The following is a 13,076-nucleotide window of genomic DNA, read 5'->3' on the forward strand; positions in this document are numbered from 1 at the left end:
ACTGGGTGCTGGACATGGTCTTCCGCGACGACGAATGCCGCGTCCGAACCGAAAACGCCCCGGCCAACTTCACCACCATCAAACATATCGCAACCAATCTGCTGCGATTGCCGACCACCAGAGATTCTCATGTCCGTTTTCAAGAGCTTGGGCATGGGTTTTTCGCGTCGCTTTTTCAGCGTCGACGAGGGACAAATATGCTGCCTATTGCAGGACGCGGCGGCATTGAGACGACGGTTGATCAGCAGTTCATTTGCATTGATCATACCACCCAGCCTAGCGCCCCATCCGCACTGATGCTCGCAGAAGATACCTCTGCCTCACGACATCGGCATGGCCCTAAGGCCCGGCTACATTGTCCCGGCAGCTTCACACCGGACCGTTACCAGTCCCGCATGTGCCGGTAGGCTACTGATGACGGAACATCAGGTTTGTCCCGGAATATAAATCCCGTACAAACAATTACTTAGGCGACTTTCACGTCGCACTGATTTTGAACTTGCCGAACGACGGGATGGACGTCTCAGCGCCCGCCTGGGCCGCGTCGGCGATCTGCTTGAAGACACTTTCGACGATCGTCTTGGCCTGCGCCTTGGTCAGGTTCTGCTCGGACGCGATCTTGTCGGCGATTTCGTTGGTGGTGGTCATGGAAGGACGGTCTCCTTAGTTGTTGCCCTTCCGGTATGACGATGAAGATGCGGCAACGATAGGGACCTCAAAGCAGCATTTCCTCTGAAGCCTAAGAAAACCACAGGAAATCGCGGATCACGTGCCGTCGGCGACGACTATCCGGAGCGCTGGACGTCACGGTAGCCCCGCCGCCTTTTCGTGCGTTCGAGCCGCGACAGCGCCCCATCCGCATCCACTTGAGCGTCGAAGCTCTCCATCTTCATCTGGCCGGTCGACCCGATCCGGCGTCATTGATTCACGGCCGTTATGGATTTGCGCCGGGACAGAAGGCTCGGGGCGAGACGGCTCAGCCGCACGGGTCTATGCGCAAGCGCACCGAAACCTTGAAGCGGTTTCGTTCCCTTTCGATTGCGATCGTCTCGCATGGCTGCGGCCGTTTCGGCCGGGCTTCTTCGGCAAGCCTCACGCTAGAACTGACGTGCTCCACGATGATTTATTGTCCCGGCGGCGATCAAGTGTACAATCGGCGTGTCGGAACAGGAGGCTCGCTCTCATGGCAAACACTCTGGAGACCAAAGTCCTGCGAAACATGGCGTTGGCCATGGAGCGGGAGAGAGAAAAGCGGGGAATGACCGTGACCGAATTGGCGCGACTATGCGAACTGACCGAATCCGACTATCTCGGCATTTTGGATGGCTCCGTGAACCTGCGCTTGAGCGCGATCGATCGCATCAGCAACAATCTTCGCATCCACCTGGATGAACTGATTGGCGGCCAATCCCGGAAGCTCAGTCTGAGCTGAGCGTGGCCGAGACCTGGCCGCACGATCGATCATGCAATAGGCGACACACTTGACGCGGTGTCAGACGTTTCTTCTTCCTTGGCTGTTCGCCGGCCAATCGTTGATCGTATCCGGTTCAGGACCAGCAGCAGGAAAGGGACATCCTCCCAGCCAACGTCGACCTCGAATAGCATGTCGCTGTTGCGGTTGCGCCAGCGAACCTCCTCCCTTGTCACGAAAGGTGTGGCAATTTCGGCGAGGGCGGCGAGCGGCGTGAAGATGAGAACGCAGAACAGGCTTGCGGTCTTCATTTGCATGTTCAAGGATGCCTTCGCGTGGCGGGCGTCCAGACGGATGATCGGCAATCCTTCCGCCTTGAGCGCGTGCCAATGCCAGGTGAAAGCGGACCGCTCTCCAGTCCTATCCGGATCGCGTTCAGCGCCTTGGCCTTGATCGCTTCTGAAATTCCCTCCGGGGCCGAAGGACGTGTGCCCTGCCAAACGATCTTGCCATCGCTGCCAATAACACACACACTGACCCGCAATTATCCCATGTCGGCCCGGGCTTTCTCTTCGGGCCGCTATGCTGACCCTCTTGCGGCTGCCCTTCTTCTGCTCCTGCGCGACGAGAATTCCCGAAATCCGGCCTGCGCTCTTCAAATCGCTGGACTGACGTCAACTGCCCTCGCCATTTTTCTGACATTCGCGAGTGATTTATGCCCTAGCCAAGATGTATCGGATTTGATACAGTTTGCCCATGAAGGCAATTGAATGGCTTGGAAGCAGCCGCGCGGATGTTCGGTCGTTTCCCGACGATGCGCGTGTAGAGGCGGGCTGGCAGCTCGAACTTGTCCAGCGCGGCGACGACCCCGATGACTGGAAACCTATGCAGGCCGTGGGGCCAGGCGTCAGAGAAATCAGGATTCGTGAGGCATCGGGAGCGTTCCGCGTCATCTATCTGGCAACAGTAGAGGATCGCGTTCTGGTACTGCATGCGTTCCAGAAGAAGACGCAGGCCCCCTCAAAGAAAGACCTTGATTTGGCGGCCCAACGGCTGAAACGATGGAAGGCAGAACGATGAACGTAGAAATCTATGAAAACGTCTGGGATGCTCTGGCGGACACGGAACAGGAGGCCGCGAACCTGAAGGCGCGCTCGGCGCTGCTCTACGAAATCCGTAAGGCAGTCCACCGCTGGGACGTTCCGCAGGAGGAGGCCGCCAAGCGGCTTGGTCTGACGCGCCCCCGCACCAATGATCTGCTGCGCGGCAAACTCGCCAAGTTCTCGCTTGACGCGCTGGTCAACATCGCTGCATCAGCGCATCTGGATATTGAAATCCGAGTAAAAGAGGCAGCGTGATCGTCCGGGTGTCGCGAGCTTCGGGCAGCCCGTCCGAAAACTCGAACAGTGATTCCGAAGGTTAGCTTGCGCCTGGGTTTTTGGACGGTCTGCCCGAAATCTGCTACCTACCGAATCCCGGCGAGTTCGCCGACGATACCGGATTTTCCGGTCTGAAGAGCTTCGATCGCACCTGCGCTGATCTCAGCATTCGTCAACCAGCGCCGCCCGCTTGCTGTGGGCATACCTCCGAGGCGCACCGTAGCAACATTGCCCGCAGACTCGATCAGCTCGGGACTACCATCCATGCTGCCGAGAACGAGAACCACGCGCGCCTTGGAAAGCAACGGCATAAGCCAAGCTAAAACCGGCTCCGGATCATGAATCCAAAGCAAAGCGTTGGCGATCTCACTACCGTCTTCTATGGCGGCCCGGACCTTTGCAGAGAACCTGGGATCATTCCAGTCGGCATCAATCGCATGGACGATCCCGTTTGCTCGGAACTGGCCGGCTCTCCTGGAAACCAGTACTGTCTTTCGAGAACGGGCGATCAGCCACAGCGTGGCCCCCCGAAGCATTCCGGTTCCACCTATGATGAGCGCAGTTTCCACTGTGTCGTCCATAATCATGCCCCTTGTTCGACGGCCGCGCCGGCGAACATTTCTCGCCGCGGCGAGGGCGATGCCCTCGTCCCGACACCGTCAGGATGCCGTAGCGCGCAGCGCCGGCCATAAGGTGGCCTCGGCCGGGACCGGAGCCACGCGCAGCGGCTCCGCCGCGAGCATGGCGAGGACCCACCCGTTGGGTGGCACGAGCGCTATGGCAGCAACCTGGGTGAGAAAAATATCATCCATCCTTAGAAAATCAGGATGGTAATTCGTCTTTATCGCTGAACGTTTTTTCCGCCCCATCTGAAGCGACCAAACGTCGAACCCCATGCGGTCGTAAAACGCTCGGGCAGCTTCGTTCCTGGCGGCGACATTCAAGCTGACCATATCGATTTTCTCGGTTTCAGCCCAATGCGACATATGATCGACCAGAGCCGCGCCGAACCCCTGCCGTCGCTTCGTTTCATCCACGCCGATCGCCATTATGAAGGCAGCTTTCTGAAAAGTCGCGCCCTCATGCCCCGTGGCATCGAGAACCCTAATCGCGTTCATTCCGACAACCTGGCCGTCTTGCTCAACAAGGAAAATCGTGCAGCCATTGACGATCCTGCGCAAATAATCGTCGGTCGGCTCGGCCTGCTCTGGTTCGGGCTGCCCATTCGCCCACCAGATCTGACGCAATAGCTTTGTTACAGCCCCCTCATCGTCTTCCGTCGCAATCCTGATTTGGCGGCCTGAAAACTTGCCCATGCTCTGACTTTTCACTGCGCAGGTGCCGCCACGGTGATGGTGCAACCCTGCTCCTTCTTCGCCTCCGGCCGGTGCTATGCCGATTTCTCGAACGCCTTCATCTTCCGGACTGCGCCTGTCGTTGCAGGTCCGTCGGCGCGGCCAGCAAGCTAATGGCACTTAGTGGAAGAACCGGCGATCGAACCGATGCCCATCGCCAAGCAAATGCTTGTAGCCGGTATGCGTCATCCATTCGGCTCGTTGCATATGGGATTCCCAACACAGGAAGCTGCGCTCGCGGTCGGCCTCCGTATCCCGGTGCAGAATGATCCGAGCCGCCTCTTCCCAATCGGCACCATCGGCCTTGGCATCCAGCAGCCGGATATAGGCGACCCGATGTTGCCAGTCGTAGTCCGTGAAATCCTCAGACCACGGAACCTCGTCCGCGAACTCAACATCCCGTTCGCTCATATGTTCGGCCTCGCACCTTGAGAAACATCACGATCGTCGCTCTTTTTTCTCGTTGATGCAATCTCGCTGCTCGAGACCGGCGTTCAATTCCTTCAGCGGTGCCATGGCGACCGGCATCAGGCCGCCGCGGTGTGGCTGCGGCGCGGTTCCATCAACATCGGATTGCTGCTGATGGGAATAGGGCCACCGCCCGTTCCGGCCGGCCGCGCTCTATGCCGATGGCCCGGAGCCGGCTTTAGGCCGTCTCCGCCGATCCCGGTGACGATCGCTTGTCCAGCGGGCGCTCACGCACCCGGCATTGAGGCCCGTTTCGGGCCGCACTTCTTGTTTCCGCCCCATGACATCGCCGCCCAGGCCAGTCAAGCGGCCCGTGAAGGCGGGGAATCTTCCGCTCCAGTCCGCAAGCGGACCCGAGAAGATTCTCCGCCTTCCGCTCCACGCCGCTTGACAGCCCCGTTCGCCGCCGTGGGGCGGGCTTTCGCCCTCCCCCCTCTTTCCGGGGGAATGTCAGAGGCCATTCCCCCGGAAAGACCGGGAAGGCTTCGCCCGAGGGGGCTTGCCCTTCGGGAAACGGCAAATCCAGGAGACAGACAATGACCAACAACCAAGCAGCAACCGAAACCTTTTTCGCGCCACTGAACAAGCTGGACCGCGATCCAAAGAACGTCCGCAAAACCTACAGCAAGGAAGGCATCGCCGAGATGGCCGCGACCATTCGGGCCGATGGCTACCGGCTCCTGCATAACCTCATCGTCCGCAAGGGCGACAAGAGGGGTCGGTTCTTCGTGACCGCCGGCGGTCGCCGGCTTGCCGCCCTCTCCCTCTTGGCCGAGGCGGGAGAAATCGCCAAGGACTACCTCGTCGAATGCAAGGAACGTAACGAGGCCGAGGCGACCGAAATCAGCTTGATCGAAAACACGAGCGTCGAGGCCATGCATCCGGCCGATGAATATGAGGCTTTCCGGGTCATGGCTGATGGTGGGAAGACCGTCGAGGACATTGCCGCCCGCTTCGGAACGTCCGAAACCAAGGTCCGCAAACGTCTGGCGCTGGCGCGGGTCTCGCCCGTCTTGCTCGACCTCTATCGCAACGAGGAAATGAGCTTCGAGCAGCTCTCCGCCTTCACCGTCTCCGACGACCACGCAAAACAGGTTGAGGTCTGGAACAGCCTTCCGTCCTGGAACCGCGATCGCCGGTCGATCAGGTCCGCATTGCAATCGGACGCCATCACGGCCAGCGACAAGCGTATCAAGTTCATTGGTGGGATTGACGTCTATGAAGCCGCAGGCGGAACCGTCAAACGTGACCTTTTCGATGAACGGAACAGCGGCTATGCCCTCGACGTCGGCCTTGTCGAAAAGCTGATGGCGGACAAGCTTGAGGCCGAGGCCGAAAAGATCCGCGCCGAAGGGTGGAAATGGGTGGAGTGCGTGAGCGAGCTTCCGCGAGAGGCGCACTACATGTCGCGCCTCTATCCCGCCAGTGTGCCGATTACCGATGAACAGCAGGCGGAACTGGACCGGCTTGAAGAAGAATATGCCGAAATCGAGGAAATGATCGAGGCAGGCGTTGCCGACGACGAGGCCGAGCCCCGCGCCGAGGCCATTCAGGCGAGAATGGCAGCCCTCATGGAGCCGTCAGAGGCTTATGACCCCGACGGCCTGGCCATGGCCGGATGCTATGTCCTCATGGACTATTACGGAAATCTCTCCGTCGAGCGCGGGCTGATCCGGATAGAAGATGAACCGGACGAGGCGGACGACGAAGCCGAGGGTGCGGACAGCATCGATGAGCCCGTCACACGGCAGGATGAGGAGAAGCAGGAACCTGTCTTCTCGCTTTCGGCCGCGATGGTGCAGGAATTGACAGCGCAGAAGACCGCGATCATCCGCGCAGAGCTCGCCCACAATCCCGAGGTCGCGCTTGCCGCAGTGGTGCATGCGATGCTGACGGACCTGTTCAACAGCTATGGCAGCAATGACGAGACATGCCTTGAGGTGAAGGTGAAGAGCGAACGGCTCGAAACCAGCATCAAGGATCCCGCTGCTTGCAAGGGCATCGCGGCGATGGACGATCTCAAAGAAAACTACGGCCACACCGTTCCCGGCAATCCCCGCCATCTCTGGGATTGGTGCCTTGAGCAGCCGACCGCGACGCTTCTCGACTTGCTTGCCTATGCAGCCGCAAGATCGGTCAATGCCCTGCAACTCCCGCACTTTGAACGCAAGGTGCAGCGGGCGCACGCCGAACGGCTGGCACGGGCGCTCAAGATCGACATGACGCTATGGTTCGAGCCGACCGCCGACAATTATTTCGGGCGGATCAGCAAGACCGGAATGGTGCAGGCCGTGACCGAAGCCAAGGGCGCGGATTTTGCGTCCGGAATATCCGGCATGAAGAAGGCGGACGCAGCCGCTTTTGCCGAACGGCAGGTAGCCGGAACCGGCTGGCTGCCTGCGCTTCTGAGGATCGAGCCGGTTTCGGAAAGTGGTGAGGTCGGTCTCTCCTACCCGGAGGGCGACGATTGCCCGTTCGATGTGGATGAACAGCCGGACATCGAAAACGACGATTTTTCCGACGCAGCCGAATAATCGGTCGCCGCAGGTCGCGCCAGTCTTCGGCGCGGCCTGCTTCACCCACTCTCCCCGATGATCGTGCCGCAAACAGATCGGCCGCCTTATCCACTGCCGACGGCGAAGCGCGCCTTGCGGCCCCCTTCCGTTTCAGGTGATCCCATGACCTCCGCCCGCCTCAACTCCATCGTCAATTTGTTCGAAAGCTGCCGCTACAAGCACGACCTCTACACCGTCTTCGGTGACTGGTGCGAATGCGCCGCGATCTCGATGAGCAACGCCGTCGATCTCGCCCATTTTGAAAAACGCGAAGCTCGCTATCTCGAAATCGCCAACAGATATGATGCCCGAACGATGAGCGATTTCTCCAAGATCATGGGCGAAGTGGTCATGGCGCTGGAAGAGAAGCCGCATGACATTCTGGGTGCGACGTTCCATGCGCTGGAATTGCACAACAAGGCACGCGGCCAGTTTTTCACGCCTTATCCGATTTGCCAGATGATGGCGCGAATGGTGGCCGGAAGTCCCGAGGACATGAGAAAGTCGATCGAGAGAAGAGGCTTTCTCATTGCTCACGAGCCAGCGGTGGGCAGCGGCGCCATGATTATCGCTCTTGCCGAGGCCGTTCTCGATGCAGGATTCAACTATCAGCAGCTTCTTCATGTGACCGCCGTCGATATCGACCCACGCGCTGTCCACATGGCCTATATCCAGTTCTCGCTTCTCCACATCCCGGCAACCGTCATCATCGGAGACACTCTGGCTATGCGGTTCTGCGAGGACTGGCACACGATGGCGCACGTCATGGGCGGCTGGTCGTCGAGGCTTGCGGCAGCCCTGCAGGACGGTGGGACGGACGCGACATCCGGTTCCCTTCCCACGGGTGCCGCGACGGTCGCCGTCAAACCGCCGCTGCCGACCCGGGAGCCGCAGACACCCACCGTCGAGAAGAACGGTCAGCTGCGGCTATTCTAGCGGCCCACACCACATCAGGAAGTCGTCGCAAGGGCTGGTTCGCACCGGCCCTTTTTACGGTTGAGGGGAGGCCCCATAGCCCCCCTCCCCTCAAGCACCCCTCCCCGCCCTCTCAATCAGAAATAATCGTGATCTCGCGCCAAATTGCTCTGATCAGAACGATGCCGACGGACATCGAAGACGCAAGGGCAGCTTGATACGTCCTGAGATTACTTGAAATACGCAGGTGGTCCCGTTGGCAATTTGGGATGAGTTGCCGATTGTTGCGCCAATTTGGCTGCGAAGGTATGGTTTCGAGATTGGTAGAATCGGAGCGTGATTCCACCATAGCTATTTTAACAAGTTTACGGAGAAGAGAAACCCGGCCCAGAAAAGAGAAACCGCTCCCGAACAAGTCCGGAAGCGGGAATCTGCAAGATAACAATAAGCCAATCCGTTTCTTGCAGATCCTCTCTTCCATGTCAACGATAAATGCACCTTTTCGGTGAACGGCGAAGCTTTGCCTGGTCCCTGAACAGGAGACGAGAACGATGGGCAACGCCATCGATGATCTGCGACCGGCCGGTCGCAGAATAACCCCTTTGCGCGCCGAATTCAGCCGGCGTGCGCGGTCAACCGAAGTAGGGTCCGTGACGCGCGCGCAGCTGTCCATGCTTGCCCAGACCCTGACCTGCACAGGACTGATCAACGGGAGTGAGAGTCATCTTCTCGTGGCACTCATCAATACGGCGCCGGCGGAAGCTTTCGACAAGTCAGGAATCCCGATCGTGTTCAAGTCGAACCGGCAGCTCGCCTTCGAGATCGGCCGCTCGGCCGGCCGGGTAAGCCGAATGCTGTCGAGGCTATTCGACGTCGGTCTGATCACCATGCAGGACAGCGGCAACTACAAGCGCTATCCGGTGCGAAACGGAGAAGGTGAAATCACGGATGGATGCGGGATCGATCTGCGTATCCTGATCGCGCGATATGCGGAACTGGACCAGTGGGTGAAAAAGGCGCGGGTCGAGAAAAAGGCGGTCGACGCCGCGTTGCGGCGGTACCGGGGGGCGCTGCGCACCGCCCGCCACGCGATTGTTGCCGCGACCGGTCTTCCTGAGATGGTTCTTCAAACGATAGGACGCCGGATCGAACGCCTCACCAAATTCGTCGGGCTCGCTCCGAAAGCCACGAGCGAAACGCTACGCCGAGCAACCGTGCTGCTGGATTGGCTCGTCGACCGCCTGATGAGGATCCCACGTCGAGTGTTGGATCCAGCTTCCGAGCCGGGAAAAATGACATGCCCGAATGCCGTAAACGACATGCACAGACAGAATACAACCCCTCATCAATCTGCATTTAGTAACGAGAAACGGCGTTCGGCTTCCGCCGAACAACCTCGTTTGCAAGATGCCGGCTCCGCCGACGAATGGGCTTTTGAAGAAAGCCTGAAGCAGCCGTCCGACCAGGTCAACGATCTGCGGAACCAGCCGCAAGACGCCGTCGCATTGCGGGACCTTCTGGCGGCGGCGCCGACGCTGAGGGAGTTCGGCTATAGCCCGACACGCTGGGCCGAACTCACGCGGCTGACGCCAATTCTCTGCCGGTTCGCGGGGATCTCCGATGATGCCCGACGCCGCGCCGTCGAAAGCATGGGCGAGCGGCAGGCCGCGGTCGCGGTGGCGATCACCCTCGAAAAGACAAACCGCCACGAAGTCACCTCGCCCGGGGGTTATCTGCGGGCGATGACCGCACGCGCCGCCACCGGCCGGTTGCACCTGGCCCGATCTGTGTTCGGTCTTGCTGCCCGCCATCGGAGCTGGTCGAGCCCTTGATCAACCCGTCTGCTGAACTAAGACCAACTGGCGCGCCAATATGCTTCGCGATTAGTCCTTAAATGGCTGAAAAATCGTTGCGCGATGAAAAATCGTGATTAATATTGGCGCGCCATCGGAGGTAGCATCGTTGAAGGGCACGTATGATGATGCCGACAAGCCTGGTCAGATCCCCCTCCCCGATCGTTGGAACGGGCATCGGTGGCCCGTCCCTCGCCGCGACATTAGACGGGGGCTCCTGAAATTTCAGTGCCTTGCACCGACGCGCACCAGACATCGCGCTGCTCCGGGCCGTAGGCTGCCTTCAGCCGCGACGCCGCTCTGACCGCGCAACGACCATCGCAACCAGCACGGAGGAATGATAGACATGACCACGACCAACTTCATCCAGTTCGATTCCGACGACTTTGACGTGGCAAATGGCAAGGGCCTCATTTCGACAATCGACCGCGATATCGACATCAAAGTCGTTCCCTTCGCTTCCGAACACCCCGATGCGCCAACGCACCGCGTCTATGCGCGGTCGCCTCGCGGGCATGACATAGACATCGGCGGCATTTGGAAGAAGAAGAATGCAGCCGGCAAGCCATACAGGACGTTGTCACTCAAGCGCATTGGCTACAACGCCAATCTGGGCCGGTTCCCGGGCCAGGACGATCCAACCCTGCAGGCGATCATCGAATGGGATCCGCGCGATTGATCGAGCGCGCTCCCTCTGGTCGGGGCCAACCTTCATGCGCGAGGACGAGATTCTCTCGGCGCGCCGGACTTCGCTTGCTTTATCCCCGGTCACTCCCGTGGTCTGATTTGGACGCGGATTTTTCGACGTCTTCGGGCGCGAGCTTCGTGAGGATGCGAATAAGGTCGCGAAGCGTGTCGGTGGGTATGTTGCGCAGGAGATGGGCAATTGTCAGGCGGTCCCTCGCCTCCTCCTCCGTCCGGCCCCAAAGATGCGGCGCCGCGTCGAAGATCATGTCCATCGGCGTGAAGCCCAGGAGTTCGCATAGGTGGATCATCCGCGTGACGGTCATTTTTGAGAACGCCCGCTCGTATCGTCCGTAGACCGACTCCGATAGGCCAAGCATCGGCGCGAGCTCACCGCGGGTCAGACCCTCGCGTTCCCTCGCCCGTTTTAGAAAGGCCGAGATCCTCTCCTCCATTTCACCAAGGCTTGTGATGCCGTCGAAGCCCGGTCGCCGACAGATCGGCTTGTTTTCAAGTTCGGGATCGGTCGTCTCCACCAGACCACGTGAAATTTTGTAGCTCGTCAGATCCTTCGTCACCGACCCTCCTTTAGACTCAATCGCTCGCGGCATTATGCTCACATCACAATCTGCTGGCATCACCCGCTTGGGTGCCAATTTGGATAGAAGCCAATACAGATTGCGCGGTTTTATGCTGATGTGCTGGTTTTGACCAGAGCCAATTTGGTTCAGCAAACGCTCACAGAGCGGGCTTTTGTTAAGACAACCTCCGGCTCTCGCAGATCGGAAGGTTCGCGTTCATGAATTCGCGATAAACCCGTTCGCGCTCTGCGAAAATTGCCGGATCAGAACGTGTGGTCGGTTGCGGAAGAGACAACCTCGATTGTCTGATCGCGACGGTTCGTGGTACAGAAGCGGCGCGTAGTCAGTTTCAATTTCTATGGCATTTTCGGGGTGAATTCATCGAGCTGAGCGCTGGGATAGTCGACCCCAAGCCATCCGGTGTCATGCGCAAAAAGGTGTGATTCCCCCGACGATGAAGCTCGCTGTGGGATAACTCCGCAGCGATATCTCGTCCCCTTCTCAAAATCTTACCTGCCCGTTAACCTTAAATTCCTTGCGCGATGGAGAGAATCGCGGATAATGACGGCATTCGGGCCAATTCTGGCCAAATGCCGTTATTTGGGGAAAGTTGATGAACGCGGTGGCCGCCCAGACGAAGGTTGGGTTTGACGACACGATCCTTGCACAGGGCCGAGAGATCTCCCGAAGGCTGAATCAGCTGCGGATCGAAAACTTCCCACCGGACGCAAAGAAGACCCTGCGTCAATTCTCGTTGGCTGAGGCAGCATACTTTCTTGGTGTCTCCACGAGCAATCTAAAGAAACTGCACCTGGAAGGCAAAGGTGTAGAGCCGACTGTGCATGCAGGAGGTCGGCGAAGCTATTCGGCTGAACAGATCCGAGAGCTCCGGCGATGGCTCGATCAGAACGGGCGCTCCGAAGTGAAAAAATATGTTCCCTCCCGCCGCGGGAACGAGAAGCTCCAGGTCATTGCTGTCGTCAACTTCAAAGGTGGTTCTGGCAAGACGACTACAGCAGCGCATCTCGGCCAGCATCTCGCGTTAACGGGTCATCGGGTCCTATCGATTGATCTCGATCCCCAGGCATCCTTGTCGGCGCTATATGGCATCCAACCCGAACTCGATCATTATCTCTCGATCTATGAAGCCATCAGGTACGACGACAGTCGGGCTCCCATTTCCACCCTTATAAGACCGACGAACTTTCCGGACCTCGATATCGTTCCTGCGTCCCTGGAACTCCAGGAATATGAGTACGACACGCCTCTCGCGATGCAGAAAGGCAATGAGGGAAAGCTGTTCTTTAATCGGATTGTCAACGCGCTGGACGAGGTTGACGCGCGCTATGACGTCGTCGTGCTCGATTGCCCCCCGCAGCTTGGATACCTGACACTAACAGCATTGTCGGCCGCCACGTCCGTCTTGATCACCGTCCATCCGCAGATGCTGGATCTCATGTCGATGTCCCAGTTTCTGTTGATGCTCGGTGACATTATCAAGACCGTAAAGCAGGCGGGCGGCGATGTTGACCTCGATTGGTTTCGTTATCTGATTACTCGGTACGAGCCCACCGACCTGCCGCAGGCGCAGATGGTAGGGTTTATGCAGTCAATGCTGACCCCCCAGATGCTCAAAAACGAGATGCTGAAGTCGACCGCGATCTCGGACGCGGGGCTTACAAAACAGACCTTGTATGAGGTGGAGCGATCCGCGATGAACCGCGCCACATACGATCGGGCGATGGAATCGATGGAGGCTGTGAACAGCGAAATCCGCGAACTTATCCATGAGGCTTGGGGCAGGATAAAATAGACTGCAGTCTAAATCCCAAAAAAAGCGCTGTTATACAGATAGTTAGCTTCTTCTGAGGACGG

Annotated in this window: 15 protein-coding genes and 1 pseudogene; 8 read left to right on the forward strand and 8 right to left on the reverse strand. The window is 58.7% G+C overall.

What is annotated here, in order from left to right; genetic code table 11:
• The 3 genes and pseudogenes from ABK249_RS34050 to ABK249_RS32355 all read right to left on the reverse strand — a co-directional run.
• Nucleotides 1–266 (reverse strand): hypothetical protein (locus tag ABK249_RS34050; RefSeq protein ID WP_348864835.1); only part of this gene is annotated, 266 nt, incomplete at its 3' end.
• Nucleotides 267–480: 214 nt separating this feature from the next.
• Nucleotides 481–648 (reverse strand): annotated as a pseudogene (locus ABK249_RS32350) (HU family DNA-binding protein); the annotation flags it as partial.
• 137 nt (nt 649–785) lie between these two features.
• Nucleotides 786–911, reverse strand: coding sequence for a WGR domain-containing protein (locus ABK249_RS32355; protein ID WP_320443071.1), 126 nt, complete (start codon nt 909–911; stop codon nt 786–788).
• Nucleotides 912–1,183: 272 nt separating this feature from the next.
• Here ABK249_RS32355 and ABK249_RS32360 point away from each other — a divergent pair, with 272 nt between their 5' ends.
• On the forward strand, nt 1,184–1,432 hold the full coding sequence (locus ABK249_RS32360; protein ID WP_210058827.1) for a helix-turn-helix domain-containing protein: 249 nt from the start codon (nt 1,184–1,186) through the stop codon (nt 1,430–1,432).
• A 29-nt stretch (nt 1,433–1,461) separates the two neighbouring features.
• Here ABK249_RS32360 and ABK249_RS32365 read toward each other — a convergent pair whose 3' ends face one another.
• Nucleotides 1,462–1,776, reverse strand: a complete 315-nt coding sequence (locus ABK249_RS32365; RefSeq protein WP_210058828.1) for a hypothetical protein — start codon at nt 1,774–1,776, stop codon at nt 1,462–1,464.
• A 391-nt stretch (nt 1,777–2,167) separates the two neighbouring features.
• Here ABK249_RS32365 and ABK249_RS32370 point away from each other — a divergent pair, with 391 nt between their 5' ends.
• Together ABK249_RS32370 and ABK249_RS32375 are read left to right on the forward strand one after the other, a co-directional pair.
• Nucleotides 2,168–2,491, forward strand: a complete 324-nt coding sequence (locus ABK249_RS32370; protein ID WP_210058829.1) for a type II toxin-antitoxin system RelE/ParE family toxin — start codon at nt 2,168–2,170, stop codon at nt 2,489–2,491.
• Complete coding sequence (locus tag ABK249_RS32375; protein WP_210058830.1) at nt 2,488–2,769, forward strand: helix-turn-helix domain-containing protein; 282 nt, start codon at nt 2,488–2,490, stop codon at nt 2,767–2,769. Before ABK249_RS32370 ends, ABK249_RS32375 begins: the two co-directional genes overlap by 4 nt.
• Before the next feature lie 107 nt (nt 2,770–2,876).
• Here the strand turns inward: ABK249_RS32375 and ABK249_RS32380 are convergent, their stop codons facing one another.
• The 3 genes from ABK249_RS32380 to ABK249_RS32390 all read right to left on the reverse strand — a co-directional run bounded on the left by ABK249_RS32380 (nt 2,877) and on the right by ABK249_RS32390 (nt 4,556).
• A complete protein-coding gene (locus ABK249_RS32380) occupies nt 2,877–3,371 on the reverse strand; it encodes a Rossmann-fold NAD(P)-binding domain-containing protein (protein WP_210058831.1) in 495 nt (164 codons plus the stop codon).
• A gap of 78 nt (nt 3,372–3,449) precedes the next feature.
• The gene (locus ABK249_RS32385; RefSeq protein WP_210058832.1) at nt 3,450–4,106 is read right to left on the reverse strand and encodes a GNAT family N-acetyltransferase; all 657 of its coding nucleotides are present in this window, start codon (nt 4,104–4,106) and stop codon (nt 3,450–3,452) included.
• Between the two features lie 159 nt (nt 4,107–4,265).
• Nucleotides 4,266–4,556, reverse strand: coding sequence for a DUF2285 domain-containing protein (locus tag ABK249_RS32390; protein ID WP_210058833.1), 291 nt, complete (start codon nt 4,554–4,556; stop codon nt 4,266–4,268).
• 593 nt (nt 4,557–5,149) lie between these two features.
• Here ABK249_RS32390 and ABK249_RS32395 point away from each other — a divergent pair.
• The 4 genes from ABK249_RS32395 to ABK249_RS32410 all read left to right on the forward strand — a co-directional run bounded on the left by ABK249_RS32395 (nt 5,150) and on the right by ABK249_RS32410 (nt 10,615).
• Complete coding sequence (locus ABK249_RS32395) at nt 5,150–7,147, forward strand: ParB/RepB/Spo0J family partition protein (protein WP_210058834.1); 1,998 nt, start codon at nt 5,150–5,152, stop codon at nt 7,145–7,147.
• Between the two features lie 144 nt (nt 7,148–7,291).
• On the forward strand, nt 7,292–8,104 hold the full coding sequence (locus ABK249_RS32400) for an N-6 DNA methylase (RefSeq protein WP_210058836.1): 813 nt from the start codon (nt 7,292–7,294) through the stop codon (nt 8,102–8,104).
• 530 nt (nt 8,105–8,634) lie between these two features.
• Nucleotides 8,635–9,915: a plasmid replication protein RepC gene (repC, locus tag ABK249_RS32405; RefSeq protein WP_210058838.1), complete on the forward strand. Its 1,281-nt coding sequence runs from the start codon at nt 8,635–8,637 to the stop codon at nt 9,913–9,915.
• Nucleotides 9,916–10,282: 367 nt separating this feature from the next.
• Entirely contained in the window at nt 10,283–10,615 is a 333-nt protein-coding gene (locus tag ABK249_RS32410) for a DUF736 family protein (protein ID WP_210058839.1), read from the forward strand.
• A 79-nt stretch (nt 10,616–10,694) separates the two neighbouring features.
• Here the strand turns inward: ABK249_RS32410 and ABK249_RS32415 are convergent, their stop codons facing one another.
• A complete protein-coding gene (locus ABK249_RS32415; protein ID WP_210058841.1) occupies nt 10,695–11,198 on the reverse strand; it encodes a helix-turn-helix transcriptional regulator in 504 nt (167 codons plus the stop codon).
• Between the two features lie 616 nt (nt 11,199–11,814).
• On the opposite strand from ABK249_RS32415, the gene repA reads away from it, so the two are divergent.
• Nucleotides 11,815–13,014 (forward strand): plasmid partitioning protein RepA, encoded by a 1,200-nt coding sequence (repA, locus tag ABK249_RS32420; protein ID WP_210058843.1) that lies wholly within the window; start codon nt 11,815–11,817, stop codon nt 13,012–13,014.
• The last annotated feature ends 62 nt before the right edge of the window (nt 13,015–13,076 follow it).

The sequence above is a fragment of the Neorhizobium phenanthreniclasticum genome (assembly GCF_040066075.1).
Classification (GTDB): Bacteria; Pseudomonadota; Alphaproteobacteria; order Rhizobiales; family Rhizobiaceae; genus Neorhizobium; species Neorhizobium petrolearium.